Origin of the sequence: Acinetobacter silvestris (assembly GCF_002135235.1) — a bacterium.
In the GTDB taxonomy this organism is placed as follows: domain Bacteria; phylum Pseudomonadota; class Gammaproteobacteria; order Pseudomonadales; family Moraxellaceae; genus Acinetobacter; species Acinetobacter silvestris.
On record NZ_NEGB01000007.1, the window covers coordinates 24,387 to 48,113 of the forward strand.

Annotated in this window: 16 protein-coding genes; 6 read left to right on the top strand and 10 right to left on the bottom strand. The window is 40.0% G+C overall.

Going from position 1 to position 23,727, the window contains the following annotated elements:
- Positions 1-144 precede the first annotated feature (144 nt).
- Positions 145-2,976 carry an excinuclease ABC subunit UvrA gene (uvrA, locus tag B9T28_RS11810; RefSeq protein WP_086204190.1) on the top strand — a complete coding sequence of 944 codons (2,832 nt, stop codon included), beginning with the start codon at positions 145-147 and terminating at the stop codon, positions 2,974-2,976.
- Positions 2,977-3,386: 410 nt separating this feature from the next.
- The gene (locus B9T28_RS11815; RefSeq protein ID WP_086204191.1) at positions 3,387-4,202 is read left to right on the top strand and encodes a toxin-antitoxin system YwqK family antitoxin; all 816 of its coding nucleotides are present in this window, start codon (positions 3,387-3,389) and stop codon (positions 4,200-4,202) included.
- Positions 4,203-4,380: 178 nt separating this feature from the next.
- Here B9T28_RS11815 and blaOXA read toward each other — a convergent pair whose 3' ends face one another.
- The gene (gene blaOXA / locus B9T28_RS11820) at positions 4,381-5,232 is read right to left on the bottom strand and encodes a class D beta-lactamase (RefSeq protein WP_086204192.1); all 852 of its coding nucleotides are present in this window, start codon (positions 5,230-5,232) and stop codon (positions 4,381-4,383) included.
- A 1,135-nt stretch (positions 5,233-6,367) separates the two neighbouring features.
- On the opposite strand from blaOXA, the gene omp33-36 reads away from it, so the two are divergent.
- Positions 6,368-7,255 (top strand): porin Omp33-36, encoded by an 888-nt coding sequence (gene omp33-36, locus B9T28_RS11825; protein ID WP_086204193.1) that lies wholly within the window; start codon positions 6,368-6,370, stop codon positions 7,253-7,255.
- 361 nt (positions 7,256-7,616) lie between these two features.
- On the opposite strand, the gene B9T28_RS11830 is transcribed toward omp33-36, so the two are convergent.
- Positions 7,617-9,332, bottom strand: coding sequence for a cation acetate symporter (locus B9T28_RS11830; protein WP_086204194.1), 1,716 nt, complete (start codon positions 9,330-9,332; stop codon positions 7,617-7,619).
- Between the two features lies 1 nt (position 9,333).
- Complete coding sequence (locus B9T28_RS11835) at positions 9,334-9,666, bottom strand: DUF485 domain-containing protein (protein WP_086204195.1); 333 nt, start codon at positions 9,664-9,666, stop codon at positions 9,334-9,336.
- A gap of 185 nt (positions 9,667-9,851) precedes the next feature.
- Here B9T28_RS11835 and B9T28_RS11840 point away from each other — a divergent pair, with 185 nt between their 5' ends.
- Together B9T28_RS11840 and B9T28_RS11845 are read left to right on the top strand one after the other, a co-directional pair.
- On the top strand, positions 9,852-13,343 hold the full coding sequence (locus B9T28_RS11840; RefSeq protein WP_086204196.1) for a hybrid sensor histidine kinase/response regulator: 3,492 nt from the start codon (positions 9,852-9,854) through the stop codon (positions 13,341-13,343).
- Between the two features lie 408 nt (positions 13,344-13,751).
- The gene (locus B9T28_RS11845) at positions 13,752-14,519 is read left to right on the top strand and encodes a hypothetical protein (protein WP_086204197.1); all 768 of its coding nucleotides are present in this window, start codon (positions 13,752-13,754) and stop codon (positions 14,517-14,519) included.
- An 80-nt stretch (positions 14,520-14,599) separates the two neighbouring features.
- Here the strand turns inward: B9T28_RS11845 and B9T28_RS11850 are convergent, their stop codons facing one another.
- Positions 14,600-15,250: a response regulator gene (locus tag B9T28_RS11850; RefSeq protein ID WP_086204198.1), complete on the bottom strand. Its 651-nt coding sequence runs from the start codon at positions 15,248-15,250 to the stop codon at positions 14,600-14,602.
- A 258-nt stretch (positions 15,251-15,508) separates the two neighbouring features.
- Positions 15,509-17,452: an acetate--CoA ligase gene (gene acs, locus B9T28_RS11855; protein ID WP_086204199.1), complete on the bottom strand. Its 1,944-nt coding sequence runs from the start codon at positions 17,450-17,452 to the stop codon at positions 15,509-15,511.
- Positions 17,453-17,819: 367 nt separating this feature from the next.
- Between acs and B9T28_RS11860 the strand changes: the two genes are divergently transcribed.
- Positions 17,820-18,797, top strand: a complete 978-nt coding sequence (locus tag B9T28_RS11860) for a mechanosensitive ion channel family protein (RefSeq protein WP_086204200.1) — start codon at positions 17,820-17,822, stop codon at positions 18,795-18,797.
- On the opposite strand, the gene B9T28_RS11865 is transcribed toward B9T28_RS11860, so the two are convergent.
- The 5 genes from B9T28_RS11865 to prfB all read right to left on the bottom strand — a co-directional run bounded on the left by B9T28_RS11865 (position 18,780) and on the right by prfB (position 23,602).
- On the bottom strand, positions 18,780-19,493 hold the full coding sequence (locus tag B9T28_RS11865) for a 16S rRNA (uracil(1498)-N(3))-methyltransferase (RefSeq protein WP_086204201.1): 714 nt from the start codon (positions 19,491-19,493) through the stop codon (positions 18,780-18,782). The genes B9T28_RS11860 and B9T28_RS11865 overlap by 18 nt on opposite strands.
- Positions 19,494-19,520: 27 nt before the next feature.
- Complete coding sequence (locus B9T28_RS11870) at positions 19,521-20,801, bottom strand: 3-deoxy-D-manno-octulosonic acid transferase (protein ID WP_086204202.1); 1,281 nt, start codon at positions 20,799-20,801, stop codon at positions 19,521-19,523.
- 94 nt (positions 20,802-20,895) lie between these two features.
- Positions 20,896-21,975, bottom strand: coding sequence for an alkene reductase (locus B9T28_RS11875; protein WP_086204203.1), 1,080 nt, complete (start codon positions 21,973-21,975; stop codon positions 20,896-20,898).
- A 58-nt stretch (positions 21,976-22,033) separates the two neighbouring features.
- Positions 22,034-22,333 carry an ArsR/SmtB family transcription factor gene (locus B9T28_RS11880; protein ID WP_086204204.1) on the bottom strand — a complete coding sequence of 100 codons (300 nt, stop codon included), beginning with the start codon at positions 22,331-22,333 and terminating at the stop codon, positions 22,034-22,036.
- 158 nt (positions 22,334-22,491) lie between these two features.
- Positions 22,492-23,602 (bottom strand): peptide chain release factor 2 gene (gene prfB / locus B9T28_RS11885; RefSeq protein ID WP_143222617.1). Its coding sequence is split into 2 segments (ribosomal slippage): positions 22,492-23,514 and positions 23,516-23,602, totalling 1,110 coding nucleotides; the frame shifts between segments, so codons are not numbered across the junction.
- Positions 23,603-23,727: the final 125 nt, after the last annotated feature.

Here is a 23,727-nt window from a genome sequence, read left to right on the forward strand (position 1 = left end):
GACACCGTGCCTATTACAGTGACATTCTTTAAAATCGGACGCAAACCGACACAAAATGTCGTTAAAAAACGATTTTATACAGCTTGAACAAAATTAAACCGCTATCATATATAACCTTTAATTTGCACATTACTGAGATGTTTTATGAGCCAAAGTCATATCCGTATTCGAGGCGCACGTACCCATAACTTAAAAAATGTGTCACTCGATATCCCACGCGACAAATTTGTGGTGATTACGGGACTCTCAGGCTCAGGTAAATCCTCCCTTGCCTTTGATACTTTATATGCCGAAGGTCAGCGTCGCTATGTAGAATCTTTATCTGCCTATGCGCGCCAATTCCTATCACAAATGGAAAAACCCGAAGTGGATTCCATTGAAGGTTTAAGCCCCGCGATTGCCATTGAACAGAAATCGACTAGTCATAATCCACGCTCCACCGTGGGAACCATCACCGAAATTTACGATTATTTGCGTTTATTGTACGCGCGTGTCGGGACTCCGTACTGCCCTGAACATGACTTACCCATGGTTGCGCAAACCATTTCTGAAATGGTTGATGCGGTTAAAGGACTTGAAGAAGGCACAGCACTGATGCTGCTTGCACCCGTGGTGCGTGATCGTAAAGGTGAATACACTAATCTATTTGAACAATTACAAAGCCAAGGTTTTGTCCGTGCTCGTGTCGATGGTGAAGTGATTGATATTGATACACCGCCAGAACTGGATAAAAAGAAAAAACACACCATTGAAGTGGTGGTCGATCGCTTTAAAGTCCGTGATGATTTAGGCAACCGTATTGCAGAAAGTTTCGAGACTGCACTGCGTTTGGGAAGTGATATTGCTATTTTATCGTGGATGAATGCCGAACATCCAGATCGCGTATTCTCTGCCAAGCACTCTTGCCCAGAATGTGAACGTGCTGTGGGTGAACTCGAACCGCGTCTATTTTCGTTTAACAACCCATTCGGCGCTTGCCCGACTTGCGATGGTTTAGGCACACGTAGCCATTTCAGCGCAGACAAACTGATTCCGAACAATGAAGTTTCGATTAGCCAAGGTGCGATTCATGGCTGGGACAGACAACGTCCGTATTACTACAGCATGATCGAAAAAGTTGCAGCACATTTTGGCTTTTCTTTAGATACGCCGTGGAATGAACTGGATGCCGAAACCAAAAAGAAATTTCTTTATGGCACAGGTAAAGATAAAGTCGACCTCAGTTATATCGACGAACGTGGCCGTTCACATAAACGGGTTCAACCCTTCGAAGGAATTTTGCCGCATCTAGAACGTCGTTACCGTGAAACCGAATCGAACTATGTACGTGAAGATTTAGCACAATACTTGTCGAATGCAGCCTGCGATGCTTGTGATGGTTCACGTCTGAATGAAATTTCGCGTAACGTTAAAATTTTAGACAAGACCATCGCCCAAATCACTAAAATGTCGATTGGCGATGCGGAACAGTATTATCAAGATGTACATCTTGACGGTGCAAAAGGCGAAATTGGCGATAAAATCTTTAAAGAAATTCGTGAACGATTACACTTTCTCGTTTCTGTCGGTTTGAACTATTTAAGTCTGTCTCGCTCTGCTGAAACCCTATCTGGCGGTGAAGCACAACGGATTCGTTTGGCTTCGCAAATTGGTGCTGGTCTCATGGGTGTCATGTACGTGCTGGATGAACCATCGATTGGTTTGCATCAACGAGATAACGATCGTTTGCTGGAAACTTTGGTTCGCTTACGTGACTTAGGCAACACCGTACTGGTGGTTGAGCATGATGAAGATGCCATTCGTGCTGCCGACCATATTATTGATATTGGCCCCGGTGCAGGTATTCATGGTGGGCATATTATTGCCGAAGGGACTTATGAAGAAATTCTGGCTAACCCGAATTCACTCACAGGGCAATATTTGTCAGGTAAGCTGAAAATTGCGATTCCTGAAGTTCGTACCCAACTACCGAAACCTGAAGAACAAATTAAACTGATGGGGGCTTGTGGTCATAACTTACAACATGTCGATTTGACTATTCCTTTAGGCATTATGACCTGCGTCACAGGGGTTTCGGGTTCGGGTAAATCTACCCTGATTAACCGTACCTTATTACCTCTTGCAGCAACGCAACTGAATGGTGCAACCACGCTTACAGCGGAAAAATTTGATTCAATTGATGGCTTACAATTTCTTGATAAAGTCGTCGATATTGACCAAAGTCCAATTGGACGTACCCCACGCTCCAATCCTGCAACCTACACCGGTTTATTCACCCCAATTCGTGAACTTTTTGCACAAACACCTGAAGCCAAAGCACGTGGTTATGCTGCGGGTCGTTTCTCGTTTAACGTCAAAGGTGGTCGCTGTGAAGCCTGTGAAGGGGATGGCATGATTAAAGTCGCAATGCACTTCTTACCCGACATGTATGTGCCTTGTGATAACTGTCATGGCGACCGTTATAACCGTGAAACTTTAGAAGTCGGCTATAAAGGCAAAAATATTTCGGATGTTTTAGGCATGACCGTTGAAGATGCGATGCATTTCTTCGAGGCGATTCCTGTGATTCATCGTCGTTTAGAAACTTTGCATCAAGTGGGTCTAGGTTATATTCGTTTAGGTCAATCAGCGACCACGCTTTCAGGTGGTGAAGCGCAACGGGTAAAATTAGCACGCGAACTGGCGAAACGTGATACAGGTAAAACCTTGTATATTCTGGATGAACCGACCACAGGTTTGCATTTCCACGACATTGCAAAACTACTGGATATTCTGCATGAGCTGCGCAATAAGGGTAATACTATTGTGGTGATTGAGCATAATCTGGATGTGATTAAAACTGCCGATTGGGTGATTGATTTAGGCCCTGAAGGTGGTGCAGGTGGCGGTATGATTATTGCCGAAGGTACACCGGAAGACGTTGCGAAGAGTGAAGTTTCACATACAGCGAAGTTCTTAAAGACGATGCTGAAGTAATGATATAAGGGCTCGCAAGAGCCCTTTTTAGTTATCTAATCTTGAAATTAAATAGTCCATATAGTTTTTATAGAACTCAGATTCTTGCCCTTTTTCTTTATATATTTCGATAATCATTTAAAAAACTAAGATATCTTTGTATCTTTAAATATTAAGGGTCAAATTTTAATCCCACCTTCGGAATTTCAGCAGTTGAATGATAATTTTCAATATTGCTATAGATCTGCATGTTTAAATACCTTAAAGATTCCAAAGCAAATAATGGAACCTAGATATATTTACAGTTTAAAGGCATTTTCTTTTTTCTTGAATATTTCTATTATATAGATTACAAAAATCATCGTGACCGCTATCAAAACAAATGCTGTCTAAATTTTCAATAAATTAACTTTTAAGAAAACTCCAAAATAATGAATAAAATACTTTTAACCACAATGATTAGCTTCTGCTCACTTCATACTTTTGCCAATGGTTATATGAATGAAAATATGATTATTTTCAGTTCAGAATCGGATGGTAGCAATAATCCTTGGCAGGGAAAGCCCAAATGTATTCCAGTCATAAAAAATGGCGAATCCACTAAAACATGGTCTGTGCAATATACCTATCTAGATCACACCCCACTCACCTCAAAATACCTCACCACACAAAAACCTTCGACTAAACCAGTTGAATGCGAACATCAAATTCATTTTCCAGATGGCATACAAGACTCAGGCATCTTTGAAAGCTTTTATCCCAATGGAAAACCACGTAGTCGTATTGAATATACAGATGGTACTTATAATGGTGATCTCAAATTTTGGTTCGCCAACGGCTTAAAAGAACAGGAATCTACTGTTCGTAATGGTGCCTCGAATGGCGCGTACCGTATCTGGCATCCTAATGGTCAATTGGCACTTTCCATGGGCTATAAAGATGATATGCAAAATGGTATGAAACAACGCTGGTATGAAAATGGTGAACCATGGACTTATGTCCGCTTTGAAAATAATAAAATGGTCGGTGAATTGAAACAATGGTACAGAAATGGAAAATTAGAACGCTTGGGTGCATACAGAGATGGCGTGCGTCATGGCACGTATAAAACTTGGTATGCAGATGGCACCCCTGAAGCGGTTTTAAATTACCAAGCAGGTAAAATCATGGATGCCCAATGTTGGGATGAATCCGCTAAAAGCATCAGCACCAAAAACTGTATATCCAAATTCAGTGGTGAAGATTAATTCAAATTTAATCCATCGTTAAATTGATACGTTGATGAAGGGTGAACCCCCCCCCCTTCAACTGTATTTTCCCTTTTGCTTTTACCTTAAACAAAGACTGATCTGCTTTTTCTAAGAGAACTATCAACGAAGCCACAACGACACAAACATTTTTAAAGTGTCGTTCTATCGCTTTGCTTTAATACAGATAGAAAAATAATCCTAACTTATCCAAAATATCTAAGGTCAATTGCTTACGTTCACCCACATCATCACCATCCTGCATCTGCATATTTAAAGAAAATGCGGTGATTTTTCCATTCGGTTGCTCTACCCAACCTGTATACCAACCCACCTGAGGCTGCTGCTTTGGACTGCCCCAACCGCTTTTTGCATACAGCTTTACATCACCACGACGCTCTATATAAAGCATATCTTTGACTTGTTGCTGTACAGTCGCATCAAAAGGCAGTTGCTTCATTGCCAATTGATAAACAAAGTTCGCTTCTTGCTTAGGTGTTATGGTTAATGGGCCATCAAGCCAAAAACGATCGACCTGTTGACCAATCTTCTGATTGCCATATTGAACGCTTTTGATTTCCTGACGCATCACATCTAGACCAATACGCCGAGCCAGCTCCTGATAAACAGGAACCGCTGAAACCTGCATGGCCTCAGCCAAAGTCATGTCTTTTTCCCATGCTGGAAGTGCTCTCGGTTTACCATCCCATTTAAACACTTCTGTCGTGGTGACTTTTTTATGTTGTAAACCAATTAAAGCATTTAACATTTTAAAAATTGATGCCGGTACATAAGCCGTTTGAGCACGAATAATATCATTGCCATAACTGTAATAATTTTGACCATCAAATGTCACAAAAACAGCCTGCTTTCCTGCTTCATCAAACAGCTTTGGAATGTCAGCGCTTCGACTATCGGCCATTGAATGCTGTAGTTCTAATGGTGAGTGATGCTGCATAATTAAATCGGAAGTACTGCAAGATGCTCCGCCTATGGCAACCCAAAATATGCCTAAAAACCTTAGTTTCATCCTCATTTTAATAACTATACCTTCTCTTTAATCGCGCATTCCATCTCATATAAAAACATAGAATTTCCTTTCTATCATGAATTGTATTTCTTATTTTTGAAAAAATATGATGGCGAGGCTTAAAAGTAAATATTTACATACGCATCAAATAAGTGCATAATGCCCCTCATTAGGGCACAAATAGAATCATTCCTCAGCAGGATTTCTATTTTTGTCTCAGATTTTAGAAAAAACCCCAGTTTTCTTTGAAAACTGGGGTTTTTTTATTGAATATTTCTCAATACTTCATCATTTTTCTTGCAATATTGCACAATATTGGTGCAAATATATCCTATCTATCCCCTATTGCTTATTCTTCATTTTTGTTAAAGACTTCAATTCATTAAAAAAGACAAGCATTCAAACTACATATATGCCGCTTTAAATAGATGAATTAAGACTTTAAATTATTATACATCACGCCAATACAATTAAATTTTCATTCTCCACCCTTCTGACTCAACCTATAAGATGTACATTTTATTGAGAACAAAAAAAGCCCAACTTTGGGGAAAGTTGGGCATATAAAACATTTAAACGTACAACGTTATGGAGAACGTATTCACATAATGTGAATCAATACGATGAATAGATTATGATTTAAATCATTCGTTTTGTAAAGCCGATTGAAATGATCAGATTTGATATATCTATCACAAAATATCATTTAAATTGATATATTTCATAGCAATATGCAATATCAATGCAAAAATATAGACACAAGTGATACAATTTTTATTATTTGCGAAACAAGGCACACTCTTACTTATTAATATTAATTAAGATACATTTTAATGTAGCTGCACTAATTATTAATTCAGATAAAAAACTAAAAGTTAATCCAATTTAACAATTAAAAAATCAATCTACAATCTGATATTTGAGGCAAATTAATCACTTTTTCACACCATACCTAATTGTTCTGTTTAAAGTTTTTAATAGGTTGACGATTAATCTTTCATTTGATTGATTTTCAATCAAACCTATTTTATTTCAATAATCAAATAATAATATTGTTAAACATCATTGATTTAATAAATTGTTACAATACAATGACGCATGTTTAACCCATTTCAACCTATCTCTGGAAATGTTCATGAAAAAACTCGGTTTAGCCTCTGCTTTATTATTAGCCATGACTGGTGCACAAGCTTATCAATTCGAAGTACAAGGCCAATCAGAGTACATTGATAGTACTGTAAATGACAAAAACTTTACTGGTTCTGTTCAAGGTACTTATTACCTCAAAAATGTAGACTCGACTAAAGGTCCTTTAGCTGAAGCAGCATTTTTAAACCAAGCATCTAATGTTGCTCTTGCATACACTTATGCGCCTGTTGATCTAGGTGATGTCATCAGTATTGAGTCACATACTTACGGTGTAAAAGGTGAAGCTTATATTCCAACTAAATTTGTTCCTGCATATGCAAGCGCATCTTATAACCACACTAAATTAACTTTAGATGCAGATAATGATACATTTAAAGACAATGGCGACCGTTATGCAGTAGAACTTGGTGCTGTTATTGTACCTAACTTCTTGGTTGCAGTTGGTTATACCAGCGTTGTTGATACTATTGCTTTAGATGCTTTTGGCATCATGAACAATGGTATTGCTAAAGCTGTTGGTGAAGCTGCAACTATTGCTGATGACCAAGATGCAATCACTGCACGTGTTAAATATGTAGGTGCTATTGATGGTACTAACATGGCAATCGGTTTTGAATCTGGCCTTGTTTATGGCGAAAGTACAGCTTACCAATTAAAAACTGATCTTTACTTAAACCCACAATTAAGCGTTGGCGCTTCATATGCTGAATCAAGCTATGATGACGTACTTCCAAACAAAGCTTGGGGTGTAAACGTAAATTACTTCATTACTCCAGCTGTTGCAGTTGGCGCAAGCTATGTAAATGCAAATGCTGAAAAAGGTTCAGTACTTGATACTCAAACTGTTGGCGTAAATGCTAAATTCCGTTTCTAAGTTATTTTAGAAACTGAATCAAAAAAGGACTCATATGAGTCCTTTTTTATTGTCACTAATGCTCGAATGGACATACCCTTAATTTAAATCTTGAACTTAACTTAATTGCTCGTCTCACACTTAAGTTCAAACGACTTTAATCAATGATGATAAAAGTATCTTTTCTCTTTCATATTAAAGCCATTACTCCACAATTCTCGATTGCATCCAAGTGGATCAAAACGAACTTCTATCAAATTTCTACTGACTCAAAGACTTAATCCAAAATAGTGCAACTACACATACACAAAATTGCATTTTCCATGCAAAAAAAGCCCCAATTGGGACTTTTTTAATATAAACGATAATTTTAAATAATTACTTAGTGATCCGAAGCACCTGAAATACCAATACCTGTTTGTGAACGTACAAACTGTGCATCAAATGCTTTGCGTTCTGCTTGCGCACGTGCTGAGTTATCAGTCACAGAGAACAACCAACAGCAGAAGAAAGACAATGGCATCGCAAAAATTGCAGGTCCATTAAATGGATTCACTGCTGTATCCGAGATTTTTAAAGTATCCACCCAAACAGCTTTAGATAAGATAATTAAAGTTACGGCTGTCACTAGACCTACAACACCACCAATCACGGCACCACGCGTTGTTAAACCTTTCCAGAACATCGAAAGTACAAGTACTGGGAAGTTTGCACAAGCAGCAACCGAGAATGCTAGACCAACCATGAATGCAACGTTTTGTTTCTCGAACAAAATACCCAAAATCATCGCGAAAATTGCAAGACCAAGTGTTGCTATTTTCGACATACGTAATTCAGATTCAGGAGTCGTTTGACCTTTTTTAATGACGTTTGCGTACAAGTCATGTGAAATTGCTGAAGCACCAGACAATGTCAAACCAGCAACAACGGCAAGAATCGTTGCAAATGCCACGGCTGAAATGAAGCCCATGAACAAATCACCGCCAACAGCATCACTTAAGTGAACTGCAGCCATGTTGTTACCCCCCACTAGCTCTAATTTGCCAGTGACTGCCATTTTTGCAACATCAATAAATTGTGGATTGTTTGAAACGAATAGGATCGCGCCAAAACCAATGATGAAAGTTAATAGGTAGAAATAACCAATAAAGCCTGTTGCTACAACTACTGATTTACGTGCTTCTTTAGCATCTTTAACGGTAAAGAAACGCATTAAAATGTGCGGTAAACCTGCTGTACCAAACATCAGTGCCAAACCTAAAGATAAAGCATCTAATGGATTTGCTGCTAATTTACCAGGCCCCATAATATTGCCAGCTTCTGCTAGACCAATTTTATGCACTTCACTGAACACTTGAATCGATTGTTCAAACATTGTAGTGAAGCTAAAACCGACACCTTTCATTACCATAAAGGCCATGAAAGTTGCACCTGAAAGCAACATCACTGCTTTAATGATTTGCACCCAAGTGGTTGCCAACATACCACCAAAGATCACGTAAGCCATCATCAGAAGGCCAACGATCACCACAGCAATGTTATAGTTCAAACCAAATAGTAATTTGATTAGCTGGCCTGCACCCACCATTTGAGCGATCAAATAGAATGCCACCACAACCAAAGAGCTAATCGCAGCCAAGGTACGCACTGGTTTTTCTTCCAAGCGGAATGAAACCACATCAGATAAGTTGTATTTACCGAGGTTACGTAAACGTTCAGCCACCAAGAATAGTACGATCGGCCAACCAACCATAAAACCAAGTGAATACAGTAAGCCATCAAAACCTGAACTAAACACCAATGCGGAAATACCGAGGAAGGATGCCGCTGACATATAGTCCCCTGCAATTGCGAGACCATTCTGGAAACCAGAAATACCACCGCCTGCAGTATAGAAATCTTGAGTACTGGTCGTTTGTTTTGCAGCCCACTTGGTAATCACCAAAGTAAACGCTACAAAAATTACAAACATGATAATCGCATGCCAATTTGTGGCTTGTTGCTCTGCAACACCTAAGTCAGGGCTTGCTTGAACCAATGTCGACATCAATGCTGTAGAAGCAATCAATGTCTTGGTTTTTAATGAATTCAATTTCATCTTAGTGGTTTCCTTTTTCATGGGCAATTGCTTCCACTTCTTTCATGGCTTCTGCATTGAGTTGATCCAATGACCGGTTAGCAATAAATGAATACACACCACATAAAACAAAGGACAACACAATAATTCCGAGACCTAACGGAATTCCCCATGTTATTACACCACCATCAAACGAACTCTTTAAAAACGCTTTGTTATAGCCCACTAAAAGCATGAATCCAACGTATACAAACAACATAATTGCCGTAAGTGTCCAGCTCAATTTACTCTTTTTAGCAACCATTTCTTTGAACTTTGGATTTTGTAGAATTTGCTCTACCTGTCTCTCATCCATAACCATGCTCCATAATAAGCGACCAGTCCACTGGTTGCTTTTTTAATATTTTTATTACGTATCTAACGTTAACAATGTTGTATAGCTCTCGTAACTTAGACTTTGGTCGTTAAATTTTGATCAACATGAACGTGTCAGTTCATGTATACGCTATTATAGGCACAGAATTTTAAACCGTAGTCCTTATGAACAGTTGGTTGATTATTGGGGTTCTGGCCCTTTATATCTTAGTTTTATTTGTTTGCGCATTTTACGGAGAGAAGCACGCGAGTCGCTTAAGTACGCGTGGGCGGATGCTTCTCTTTAGTCTAACACTGGGTGTTTATTGTTCATCTTGGACATTTTATGGTGCAACAGGTGCCGCTGTTCGGGAAGGTATTCTATTCTTACCGATTTATTTAGGCCCCTTATTATTCGTTGGACTAGGTTATGATATTTGGCGACGTTTAGGTCGGGTCAGACGACATCATGCCATTTCTTCTATCGCCGACTTTGTAGCTGCACGATACGGCAAAAGTGGCACGCTGGCATCCTTAGTGACCATTCTGGCTGTCATTGCCATTATTCCTTATTTGGCTTTACAACTGCGGGCAATTGCACTCAGTGCTTCAGTGATGCTACAGCAAAATACGCAAGTGGCTTCAGCCACTACCAATGGTGTTTTAGCCCTAACTGCGGTATTGGCCATTTTAGCGATGATGTTTGGTACGCGGCAAATTGCCAATACGGAACAACATGGTGGCTTAATGTTAGCCGTCGCATTCGAATCCTTCGTCAAACTTTTTGCCTTACTATGCGTTGCCCTGTTCTTTATCTTTGAATCTCCACAAAATATTATTCAAATTTCGCATGATGTCAGTAAAAGCTTTCATGATGTGCAACGCTTTGGCGTACCAGAAACATTTTGGGTACAGACCTTATTGGCGGCTTTAGCGATTATTTGCTTACCCCGTCAATTTCACGTTGCTGTGGTCGAATTACGTGATGAAAAACATATCCGTGGTGCACGACGTTGGTTTGCTGCTTATTTAGTGTTAACGATTTTTGCCATTATTCCGATTGCCAGTTGGGCCTTACATGCTGCGCCAGCTTATCTTTCTATTCCAGATGTCGCAGTTTTATCTTTACCGCTGAGTTATAACCAAGAATGGCTCACCTTATTGGCCTTCCTCGGTGGCTTCTCCGCATCGACAGGGATGTTATTGGTTTCATCTGTTGCACTTTCCATCATGCTGAGTAATGACTTAATCATGCCTGCATTATGGCGCTTCAATTTATTATCACGGCATGATAAACGCTTACCTCAGGTGCTTAAATTTACCCGACGCGTCTGTATTTTGGCGGTGATGTTTCTCGGCTTCTTATTTTTTCACTTCTTTAATGATATTGACCAACTTTCGACTTTTGGCCTATTGGCCTTTAGTGCCGTTGCACAGTTTTCACCGGCACTCATTGGTGGTTTATATTGGCGCGGTGGCAGTCGACAAGGCGTTTATGCTGGCTTGGTGGTTGGTTTTGCACTATGGACTTATACGCTACTGCTCCCGACAATTTTGCGCAGCCTCCCAATAGAATATAGTCAATTTTCTCATCAGTTTTTAAGCTTAGGACCAATGGGCATTACATGGTTACGCCCTGAAGCATTATTGGGCTTTGAATCCTTTGCACCACTGACGCATGGTGTAACTTGGGCACTCGGTTTAAATATCCTTTTGTTTATTTGGATCTCTAGACTTTACCGTCCAAGCATTGCCGAACAAATCCAAGCGGAAAGCTTTTTTTACTACGAAACCAAACCCTTGCCAGCTCAAAACACCTCGACGGATATGAACTATTTGCATCATGACGTGGCACGCTTAAAAGTGGGGGATTTAATTACATTGGCGAAACGAATTACTGGTGAAGGGCCAACCGTACATGCGTTTCAGCAATTTTGTAATATGAACAAGGTGGTACTGAATGAAAATAGCAGTGCCAATGGCATGTGGTGGCGCTTTACAGAACAATATCTTGCTGGAACTATTGGTGCAGCATCAGCACGAACCTTACTCACCACAGCGATGGTCAATAATGGTTTAGCCTTGGGACAAGTGGCGAATATTCTAGACCAAGCTTCACAATGGCAACGTTTTAATCAAAACCTGATTATGACCATGATTGACCATATGACTCAAGGTGTCAGCGTAGTCGATGAAAATATGTGCTTGGTGGCTTGGAATAACCAATATCTTAAACTTTTTGATTATCCAAAAGATTTAGTTTATGTCGGCTGCCCTATTTCAGATTTAATTCGTTATAACGCTGAACGTGGCGAATGTGGCCCCGGTTCCATTGATGAGCATGTGCGCAAGCGTATGCATTGGATGAAAGTCGGTAGCGCACATGAATTCGAGCGAATTCGAAAAGATGGTCGCGTCATCCAAATGCGAGGCAATCCAATTGAAGGGGGTGGTTTTGTCACGACCTTTGCAGATATTACGGCTTTCCGTGAAAATGAAGCCATTCTTGAAGCCCGTGTTTCAGACCGAACCCAACAATTGGCCAATGCTTTATCTGAGCAACAATTAGCACGTGAGCAAGCGGACCGTGCCAATATGTCAAAAAGTCGTTTTATTGCAGCAGCAAGTCATGACTTATTACAACCAATGCATGCGGCTCGACTCTTCAGTACCGCACTGGAACAAAGTGTACAATCTGAAGAAGATCGAAAAACACTACAGCAATTGGATCGTGCCTTACATGGTGCGGAAAGTATGCTCTCTGCTCTCTTAGACATCGCACGTTTAGAAGGTGGCAGCCTACAGCCCAATCGCCAAGCTTATCCGCTACATGACTTACTCCATGATTTAGAATTGCAATTCAAATCCATTGCTGCACAACGCAATATCCAATTTAAAGTGCATGATGTGAAATTTTGGATTAATACCGATCCACAATGGATTCGTCGTATTATTCAAAATTTCGTCAGTAATGCACTACGCTATACCGCCAAAGGTCGCGTTGTTGTTGGTGTATTACGCTCATCTCAACATCCGAATCATATTCGTATCGGTGTTTGGGACACAGGTCCAGGCATTGCAGAAGAGCAACGAATTAAATTATTCCAAGAATTCGAGCGTTGCGGTCATACATCGCCATGGGGTGAGCAAGGTCTTGGGCTCGGTTTAGCGATTGTGCAACGTATGACTGGTTTATTGGATTATCCCGTCAATGTCTATTCGGAACTGGGGAAAGGTTCATGTTTCATGATCGAAGTTCCAATTGTAGAAGCACCCAAAGTCGTTGCGGCACCTGTCCAAGCGGTACCCTTAAAAACCAAAGCCTATAAGGTTTTATGCTTAGATAATGATGAAAACATCTTAGATGGAATGTCTACATTGCTGACCAAATGGGGCTATCAAGTTTTTAAAGCCACTGAACCGGAACGCGCACTGCAATTGATTCAACAAGAAAACATTCAAGTCTGGCTGGTTGATCAACATTTAAATCAGGGGAAAATTGGTTTAGATTTTATTTTAGAGCACCGTCAAGAAAATGTACCGGTAGCATTAATTACTGCCGATTCTGATCCTGAATTACCACAGCGTTTGAAAGAATTAAATGTAGTGCTATTAAGGAAACCTTTAAAACCAGCATCATTGCGCTCATGGCTATCTGGGTTAAAAATTTCTAAATAATCCATTCTGCGAAACATAAAAGAAGCGCATGTCTGCAACAGAACATACGCTTTCTTTATACATAAATTGACGTAAAATGCAGTGAAATAGCAATTTATTTCCTCGTTTAGGCAAAAGTTTTCAAGATTGAACTCTTTTCAGCACTTTTAATTGACCAAAAAAATCATCACATTGTTTGCTATGGCAAATACAATCAAAATAGAAAGTGCACACTTGTACACTTAGTTACAATTTCATAAGATTTTGTAATTTATATAATTAAATACAAAAAATAGCACTATAGAACTTTAGTCGTATTCCTATTGCTTCTTAGATAAATCATAAATAGGTCATTATTGATTCATTTTTAAACGCTCAGGGATGTTGCGATAAAAATTGAAGCAAAACGATTAAAATGAGGCGCTCAAAATGAATATTTCAAATACTACCCCTGCATCCAACCATCAATCTCAACAACTACATCGTCAATATGGCGTTAATTCAATGTTGCCTGCAATTAATTGGTCAGAGCTTTTTAAAGACAGCAAGCTGAATGCCACTCACCTTCAAGCTTTAGACACGCTTTATCGCAATGCTGTTCCTTTAGCACTGCAAGTGTTTGATGAACTCAAATTTGATGTATTTACCCCGACTGCCTACCAACCACAAGGTTTGGGATTATTCGATAAACTTGCACAGCAAGAAGAAAAACTGATCCAATTACTGGAAACAGAATGCCGCGGTCTAAATGAAGAAGTGCGACATCAGATTTGGAGTATGTTGCTACGTGGTGGTGCTGTTCTCGTTTTTAAAGCTTGGTTGGGTAAAGTTAAATCTGGCAATAATGAATTGGACATGACCCACTTTGACGAGCTTTCAGATTTATTATTTATTAAAACAGCCCCGCAAACGTTAGCCAATCGTTTAGCGGTCAATGTACATGAAAACTATGACCATATTTTCTTAATGTATGGTAATGATATTTTCCTTGATCGTTTTAATAGTCTTGAAACTGCTGCACTATTTGTCGATTTAGGCGTTTATGATGCCGCATTTTTGAGCTTAAGAGATGATCGCGTTGCCAACTATTTAAAAGCAAAAGGTTATGTCACTCAAGAGCAAATTGATGATCTACAATGCGCTTTAAATCCATTGGGTTGTCCTGATTTAATTGCAAAACAAGATTGTTTAGCTTAAACGCTGAAAGTTACATTCTGTTAAATTTCAACCATAAAAAAGACCTGAATTCAGGTCTTTTTTAACATCTGCTATTTTGCTTAAACGCGTCTTTCTTCAATATTCAATGCACTAATGGCCAAAACAGCTTGAGTTCGATTTTGTACACCCAATTTACGGAATATAGCGGTGACATGTGCCTTAATGGTTGCTTCAGACACATCCAACTCATAAGCAATTTGCTTATTCAACAGACCTTCAGCCACCATCATTAATACACGGAACTGCTGTGGTGTCAGAGATTGAATTCGCTCAGCCAATGCCGTTTCATCTGCTGCACGCGGATCAAAGTTCATATTAGCAGGTAAATTGGGTGGTAACCAAATATCCCCTTCTAGCACATGACGAATTGCTTCACCAATATGGCTCGGATGAGCTGATTTTGGAATATAACCCATTGCACCATGTGCAATTGCACGTTGGATAATCGAGGAATCCTCATGTGCAGAAACCACAATAATAGGTAACGAGGGATACTGCGCACGAACGTGAACCAATGCCGAAAAACCAGATGCACCGGGTAAATTCAAATCGAGTAAAACTAAATCTGGTTCAGGACCATTCTCTAAACGCTCATAAAATTCATTCACTGCTGCAGTTTCATGAATTTGAGCCTGAGGAAAACTATAACGAACCGCTTGAATTAAAGCGTGGCGAAACAGCGGGTGGTCATCAACGATTAAAATATTCATAAGCGAAGCGAGATATCTCTAGCACAGAGTTTGATTCTAACCGCACTATTGCCATTAAGGATACGTAAATATTCACGATTTTTTAAATAAAGTACTGGCTTAAACTTTAATTCCCTCTATTTTCTAGGGAATTTATGCAATTTTAGACCAGAACCGCTAGAACGTGTCTAACGGTATCTAAATTTAATGATATCGATCCAATAAAAATGAGAGATCACTCCCCAAAATTGGTATTGCTAACTTCCCTACATTCCGATGCTATGAATTTGCCTTCACCTCAATAATCAATTGATCAACAACACTTGGATCTGCCAATGTCGAAGTATCTCCTAAACTGTCTAGTTCATTGGCTGCGATCTTACGTAAAATCCGGCGCATGATTTTCCCAGAACGCGTCTTGGGTAAGGATGGTGCCCAATAAATGGCATCTGGCGTTGCTACTGGCCCTAACACCTTGCGTACCCAACCGACCAATTCTTTACGTAATTCTTCTGTTTCAGCTTCACCCGCTTGTAAAGTCACATATACCGCAATGCCTTGACCTTTGATTTCATGTGGCATACCAACCACCGCAGCCTCAGCGACTTTTTCATGTGCAACCAATGCACTTTCAATTTCAGCAGTACCTAAACGATGCCCAGATACATTCAATACATCATCGACACGACCTGTAATCCAGTAATAGCCATCCTTATCACGGCGCGCACCATCTCCAGTAAAATAATTTCCGGGATAGGTTAAGAAAAATGCATCGATAAACCGCGCTGGATCACCCCAAATGGTTCGCATTTGACCCGGCCATGAATCTTTAATAATTAAATTCCCTTCCGCCTCACCCTCTAATTCATGACCTTCTGCATCAACTATTCCTGGCTGTATCCCAAAAAATGGACGCGTCGCCGAACCGGGTTTTAACGCAGTTGCGCCAGGTAATGGTGCAATCAAGATTCCACCTGTTTCCGTTTGCCACCATGTATCCACAATTGGACAACGACTTTCACCTACAACTGTGTAATACCAATTCCATGCTTCTGGATTAATCGGTTCACCGACTGAACCCAATAAACGCAAACTACTGCGATCACTTTCGCGTACAAAAGCATCGCCTTCACGCATCATGGCTCGAATCGCTGTCGGTGCTGTATATAGAATCGTAATATTATGCTTATCTACAATATGCCCAGTACGTGCCCAAGTTGGATACTGGGGAATACCTTCTGACATTACCGTGGTTGTCCCATTAGACAGGGGTCCATACAGCACATAGGAATGCCCCGTGATCCAACCGACATCTGCTGTACACCAAAACACATCATCTTGTTTTATATCAAAAACTTCACGAAAAGTGCTATTCACATAGGTGAGATATCCACCTGTGGTATGTAACACCCCTTTCGGTTTACCCGTCGATCCTGAGGTATAAAGAATGAACAGAGGATCTTCGGCATTCATTGGCTCAGGTGGACAAATATCATTTACGCTCATGATTTCCATGTGATACCACAAATCACGACCAGCCTGCATGGAAATAGGATTACCTGTCCGATGAACCACAATCATATTTTGAACTGAACCAGTACCGGCTAATTTGAGAGCAGCATCTACATTTTCTTTGAGTGGTAGACTTTTACCACCACGCATACCCGAGTCAGCCGTAATGACCAATTTAGCTTGACTGTCATCGATACGACTGGCCAGTGAATCTGGGGAAAAACCGCCAAAGACCACACAATGTACAGCACCGATTCGGGTACAGGCCAACATCGCAATTGCTGCTTCTGGAATCATTGGCATATATAAAACTACACGATCACCTTTACTGATCCCATTTTTCTTTAAAACATTGGCAAAACGACAGACTTCATCATGCAGCGCTTCGAAGGAAATAATTTTATGCCGTGATGGATGATCACCTTCCCAAATAATGGCAGGTTTATGCGGATGTTCTTTTAAGTGACGATCTAAACAATTACTACTGACATTCAATTGACCATCTGCAAACCATTCAATTTTAAAATTATCTTTATCAAAATTGGTATTTTTAACCTGTGTAAAGGGTTTAATCCAATCAAGTTTGTTTGCCGCTTCTGCCCAAAATCCATTTGGATCAGCGATGGATTGTTGATAACGCTCAAAATATTGTTGCTCATTGGTCCGTGCCGTTTTTGCAAAGACCTCTGGTACTGGATATATTTCTTTCATATTATCGATCCTTCATGATGTATCTCATCTCGAGATGTATGCTTAAGTTATTGATTTTATTTCTTGCATAGCTCTAATATCACGATTACGAAAATTGCTGAATAATTGTACTTTTGTCGTAGCCGTTGAGGTCATTCAATCGCTTATATTGAGCCTATGGATATTCGGAATTATTTTAAATGTTGGTCATACTGTTGTTTTTTTAATCTTATATTTTATCTAGAGAGAATCGTAGCCTTTTTTTAGAAATTAACATTTCCTTACCGAATTGGCCTATCGCGTGAATGCGAGAGGAAATACATAAGATCATCCTTTATTTCACCAAAAATTCAGGCAAAATAGCGCAACTTTTTTATTGGATAACATTGTGGCTGAAGAAGCAAATACCTTAAGTGAGGTCGCTCAAGGCACCACACAATTGATTCATACTGCAGGTGAAAAAACTGCAAAATCAGTCATTGAACACACTGCAAAATATAATGATGCTTATACCACGATTGATAAATTCGTCGATGGATTTTGGGAGCGTATGCCCTATTTATGCATTGCCCTTATCGTGCTCTTTATTTTTTGGTTACTGTCTAAACTGTTCAAACTTTTTGTCCGTAAAACTCTAGAAAATCGTTCTTATACCCGACAAAATTTAGTCTTGGTGTTGAACCGTGTCGGTAGTACTTTTATTATTTTCTTTGGTTTCTTAATTGCGATGGTCATTGCAATTCCAGGGTTTACACCAGGCCAATTGATGAGTGCTTTAGGCATTGGTTCGGTTGCCATCGGTTTTGCATTCAAAGATATTTTTCAAAATATGCTTTCAGGCATTCTGATCTTGCTCAGTGAACCATTCCAAATTGGTGACAGCATTGTTGTTAACAATATGGAAGGTACGGTTGAAGATATTCAAATTCGTGCAACCTTCTTACATTCACCTGATGGTCGTCGTATTGTGATTCCCAATGCCACTGTCTATACCAGTGCCGTCACGGTCAATACAGCCTATCAACGTCGTCGTTGTGAGTTTAGCGTCGGGATTGGCTATGAAGATGACATACAGCAAGCCAAAAAGATTATTCTACAAATTTTAGATAAAGACCAAACTATCTTGAGTCAACCCGGTTTCAGCGTCAATGTCTCCGCTTTGGCTGACTTTTCGATCAACTTAAAAGTCCAGTGGTGGGTAGACACTACGGAAACCTCAACCTCAGCATCTATCAGTGAAGTTCAGGAACGCGTATTGGAGGCCTTTGCGAAACATGATATTTCAATTCCATATCCGGTGCAGGAAGTGAAAATGTCTCGTACTGATTCATCTATTGAAGATACTTATTTAACACGTGCTAAATAATCGTCCTAAAACATAAGGAATTACGGTTTCAGTGCGGATAATGCGGTTGCCTAAGCTTAATGCATGGCAGCCGTTTTTGATGAGCAGGTCAATTTCATAGGGAATAAAACCGCCTTCTGGGCCAATCACAATACTACAGGGATGATTAATTCCGGATGGCATGCTTTGCTCTACATAAGGATGCGCGACATAAGCGGGTTGCTCTGCTGAAATTAGTGTGGGTAATATATCTTCAACAAAAGGTTTAAATCGTTTATACACTTCAATTTTAGGTGCAACCGTATCCCCAGCCTGTTCTAGGCCGAGCGTCACATAATGTTCAAGCTGCTGTAAAAAGGGAGATTGCCAATAACTTTTATCCACCCGATAACTGTGGATCAATATAATTTTATTTACACCTAAAGTAACACTATCCATAATCAGTCGGCGTAAAACCTTGGGCCGAGGTAAGGCCACGATCAATGTGACGGGTAATTTGGTAGGAACTGATTCTTCTTGGATTGGTTTAATTTGGATAGCGTGCTCTGAAATAGAAACAATTTCAGTTAAATAACGCTTAGCCTCACGAATACCAACTCTTAAAGTATCCCCGACTTGTATATCTACATGTGTTTTTAAATGCTCAATTTGGCGTTTCGATGTAATAGACCACAACGCGGATTGAGTTTGACGAGCGTCTAAAAGAACAATGTTCATTGCATATATACCAGTTTTTACATTGAATTAAAGGTATTGATCAATTACAGCAATATGTTTGTGTAATGCGCCTTTATTACGTTCTAAAACCTGCATTGCATGCTGAGTTAGCGTCTGCGCAAAACTCGAATCTTCAAGACATTGCACTAAAATGTGTACAACCTCTTCTGCAGACTGACCAATTTTGATCGCATCTGCTTGTAAAAATTCATGCACAATCGCTTGAAAATTTACATAATTTGGCCCAATCACGGTAGGTACATTCAGCACCATCGGCTCTAAAATATTATGTCCACCACCGGGTTGATTCAAAGAACCACCGACAAAACAAGCTTGGCTTAATGCATACCACAACCAGAGCTCACCCATACTATCCGCCAAATACACTTGCGTATCAGTATGAATAACTTGCCCTAAACTGCGGCGTTGGGTTGTTAAATTTAAACTCTTCGCGATCTGAAAGACCTCATCAAAACGTTCAGGATGACGTGGTACAACGATACACAGCATATCAGTATACTGTTCTAAATAAGGCTTAAGCGCAGTCAACACTAATTGTTCTTCAGGTGCATGGGTACTGGCAATGGTTATAATTTTACGCTTTACTAAATTCCAATCCTGCTTTAGTTGTTGTGCTTGTTGAAGCACGATATCTGGTGCCGAAATATCAAATTTAATACTGCCCAAAACTTGTGTTTTCTCTGCGGGCATACTTAAAGCAATAAAACGTTGTTGTGTTGCCAGATCTTGTGCCAATAAATGATCTAATTTTTGTAGCATTGGCGCTGTCAAACTCGGTACTTTCCCATAACCTTGCGCGGATTTTTCAGAAAGACGCGCATTCACCAATAAACACGGCACGTGAAATTGCTGAGCTTGATCGATTAAGTTAGGCCACAACTCCGTTTCAACTAAAATTAAAATTTTAGGCTGATATTTTTGATAAAAAGCTTGGATTAAATATTTCTGATCAGCAGGTAAATATACAGCTTGAAATAAATCTGCATACGGTGCTTTTAAGAATAATGATTTAGCCCGTATTTGCCCAGTTTTGGTGGTATTGGTGACCAGAACGGCATGACCTAATTTCAAATAGTGTTCAATTAAAGGTTGTGCCGCATTGGTTTCACCCACTGAAACAGCATGAAACCAGATCGTATTTTTATTCTTAGCTGCTTGAAATGGACCAAATCGCTCAAGACATTCTTGTTGATATTGTTCTAAATTTAAGGCGCGCTTTTTAATCCGCCATTGATACAAAGGCTTAATGATTGCTAATGCTGCATTGTACCAGAAAGGAGTAGCCAAACACGTGCCCTACAATGAATTCAATCGGCAAATATAACAGAGCATTATTCAGTTGTTAATGAATAATGCTCATAAGATGCAAGAGTTTGTGTCCTTACTCTGAAGTGACTAAACTTTCAGCCAAGGTTGGATAATCGATATAGCCTTCCGCTACATCTGTTCCAATCATATTATCAAATACCAATTCATTCAGTGGTGCATCTTGTACTAAACGCTCATACAAGTCAGGATTAGAAATATAGTCTTTACCAAAAGACACCGCTTCCGCCTGACCTGATGCCAACAATTCCAAGGCATCTTCACGGCTTAAACGCATATTGGCAATATATGGCACACCATTTGAACGCGCTTTCATATCAAGGCTGATGCTTTCAGCGTCAATATATTCACGAGTAAAGAAGAATGCGATCTGGCGTTTGCCCAATTCTTGCATGACATAACCAAAAGTTTCTTTAGGATGATCATCACCCATATCATGCTCATCGCCACGTGGTGCCAAATGCACACCAACGCGTCCCGCACCCCAAACTTCAATCAAGGCATCCATAACTTCAAGCAATAAACGCGCACGATTTTCTACTGAGCCGCCATATTCATCTTCACGCTGATTGGTCGAACTTTGTAAAAACTGGTCAATCAGATAACCATTGGCTGCATGCAATTCTACGCCATCAAAACCAGCCTCTTTTGCACGAATTGCAGCCTGTTTATATTGCTCTATAATGGTTTTTATTTCAGCAATTTCAAGCGGACGTGGAACAACATATTCGCGTTTTGGGCGTAATAGGCTCACATAGCCTGCCTGTTGAACTGCACTGGCAGAAACAGGTGTATCACCATTCAATACATCTGGATGTGAAACACGGCCGACATGCCACAACTGTGCAACAATTAAACCATCTTGATCATGTACCGCTGTTGTGACTTTCTTCCAGCCTGCAACTTGTGCATCAGTAAACAAGCCTGGCGTATTGAAATAACCATTGGCTGCTTCAGAAATGACCGTCGCTTCAGAAATAATTAAACCTGCACTTGCTCGCTGTGCATAATAAGTAGCCATCATTGCTGTTGGAATGCGATCAGCTGTTGCGCGACTACGGGTGAGAGGTGCCATCACTACGCGGTTTTTAAGATGTAAATCGCCAAGGATCAGAGGAGTGTTAAATTCAGCCATATATGCCTCATGACTCACGTATTGAACAAACCCGTATAAATAAGTTGAGTGATTTGTTTTAAAGTGAGTTTTTCAGATATTCAATGTATTGCTGAATAAGCACTTCATTGCGAGAAAAATAAGACCATTGTCCATATTTTTCCGCTTGAATTAAACCTGCCTGCTGTAATACAGATAAATGATTAGACATGGTCGACTGAGAAACATTACCGAGTTTCTCGATATTTCCTGCACAAACACCACGATTAAAGCCTCGACATTGCTCTTCCGATAAGAACTGTTCAGGTGATTTCAACCATTCCAATATTTGTCGGCGAGTTGGATTTGCTAAGGCTTTAAAAATTAAATCGATATCCATAGTCCAGACACATTTAATGAAACATTTTAAAAATGAATCGGCAAAGCGCTATTCAGCATCTTGATACCAATATATCGCATTTTTACGATTTTAATATCGTTTTATTTGGATATATTTGTAAAACACTGATAACACTTTGCTTCTGTTATAAATTTAAATTACAAACCTTGTTTCAAGCTCGCTTCAATAAACTTATCTAAATCACCATCCAGTACAGCACCCGTGTTGGAACTTTCTACACTGGTGCGCAAGTCTTTAATGCGTGAGTCATCAAGCACGTATGAACGAATCTGACTGCCCCAACCAATATCTGACTTGGTATCTTCAAGTGCTTGTGCTGCATCATTACGTTTTTTCATTTCAAGCTCATAGAGCTTAGCACGTAATTGTTTCCAGGCATGATCACGGTTGGCATGTTGCGAACGTTGGTTCTGACACGCCACCACAATACCTGTCGGCGCATGCGTTAAACGTACCGCAGAGTCGGTTTTGTTAATGTGCTGACCACCTGCACCTGATGCACGATAAGTATCCGTACGAACATCGGCAGGATTAATATCAATTTCAATATTGTCATCGACTTCTGGTGAAACAAAAACGGCTGAGAATGACGTATGACGGCGGTTACCTGAGTCAAAAGGCGATTTACGCACGAGACGATGCACACCTGATTCGGTACGTAACCAGCCATAGGCATACTCACCTTCGACACGAATGGTAGCCGATTTAATCCCGGCCACATCACCGTCAGATTCTTCCATCAACTCGGCTTTAAAGCCATGACGCTCAATCCAACGTAAGTACATACGCAACAACATTGAAGCCCAATCTTGTGCTTCTGTACCGCCAGAACCTGCTTGAATTTCGACGTAACATGGATTCGGATCCATTGGATTACTGAACATACGACGGAATTCAAGTTTTGCTAACTCTTCTTCAGCCGCTGTTAACTCAGCTTGTACATCTTCAAGTAGACTTTCGTCATCCGCTTCAACCGCCAAATCAAGTAGCGCTTGTGCATCATCCAGTTGAGTAGATAAACCCTCTAAAACGTTCAATACGTTTTCAAGTTCACCTTTTTCTTTCGCCATCGCTTGCGCACGGCTTTGGTCATTCCAAATCGTTGGATCTTCTAACTCGCGGAGAACCTCTTCTAAACGCTCTTTCTTTAGATCGTAGTCAAAGATACCCCCGTAGTGTTTGACCACGGTCATTTAAGTCTTTTAATTGGATTAGATAAGGATTAATTTCCACGAGTGTTGATCCCATAAAGAACAGTTTTTAATTCGAAGGCATTCTATCACAGAGCGAATCAACTTGAGATATGGCTTTTAAATTGATAAAGCGATTGACCGTCCTACTTTTTTTATGAAAAATACGCACAAATTTTAAAT

Excerpts from the sequence above, each read along its gene's own strand:
- uvrA (WP_086204190.1), top strand. The coding sequence starts at position 145 with ATGAGCCAAAGTCATATCCGTATTCGAGGCGCACGTACCCATAACTTA.
- B9T28_RS11815 (WP_086204191.1), top strand. The coding sequence starts at position 3,387 with ATGAATAAAATACTTTTAACCACAATGATTAGCTTCTGCTCACTTCAT.
- blaOXA (WP_086204192.1), bottom strand. The coding sequence starts at position 5,232 with ATGAAACTAAGGTTTTTAGGCATATTTTGGGTTGCCATAGGCGGAGCA.
- omp33-36 (WP_086204193.1), top strand. The coding sequence starts at position 6,368 with ATGAAAAAACTCGGTTTAGCCTCTGCTTTATTATTAGCCATGACTGGT.
- B9T28_RS11830 (WP_086204194.1), bottom strand. The coding sequence starts at position 9,332 with ATGAAATTGAATTCATTAAAAACCAAGACATTGATTGCTTCTACAGCA.
- B9T28_RS11835 (WP_086204195.1), bottom strand. The coding sequence starts at position 9,666 with ATGGATGAGAGACAGGTAGAGCAAATTCTACAAAATCCAAAGTTCAAA.
- B9T28_RS11840 (WP_086204196.1), top strand. The coding sequence starts at position 9,852 with ATGAACAGTTGGTTGATTATTGGGGTTCTGGCCCTTTATATCTTAGTT.
- B9T28_RS11845 (WP_086204197.1), top strand. The coding sequence starts at position 13,752 with ATGAATATTTCAAATACTACCCCTGCATCCAACCATCAATCTCAACAA.
- B9T28_RS11850 (WP_086204198.1), bottom strand. The coding sequence starts at position 15,250 with ATGAATATTTTAATCGTTGATGACCACCCGCTGTTTCGCCACGCTTTA.
- acs (WP_086204199.1), bottom strand. The coding sequence starts at position 17,452 with ATGAAAGAAATATATCCAGTACCAGAGGTCTTTGCAAAAACGGCACGG.
- B9T28_RS11865 (WP_086204201.1), bottom strand. The coding sequence starts at position 19,493 with ATGAACATTGTTCTTTTAGACGCTCGTCAAACTCAATCCGCGTTGTGG.
- B9T28_RS11875 (WP_086204203.1), bottom strand. The coding sequence starts at position 21,975 with ATGGCTGAATTTAACACTCCTCTGATCCTTGGCGATTTACATCTTAAA.
- B9T28_RS11880 (WP_086204204.1), bottom strand. The coding sequence starts at position 22,333 with ATGGATATCGATTTAATTTTTAAAGCCTTAGCAAATCCAACTCGCCGA.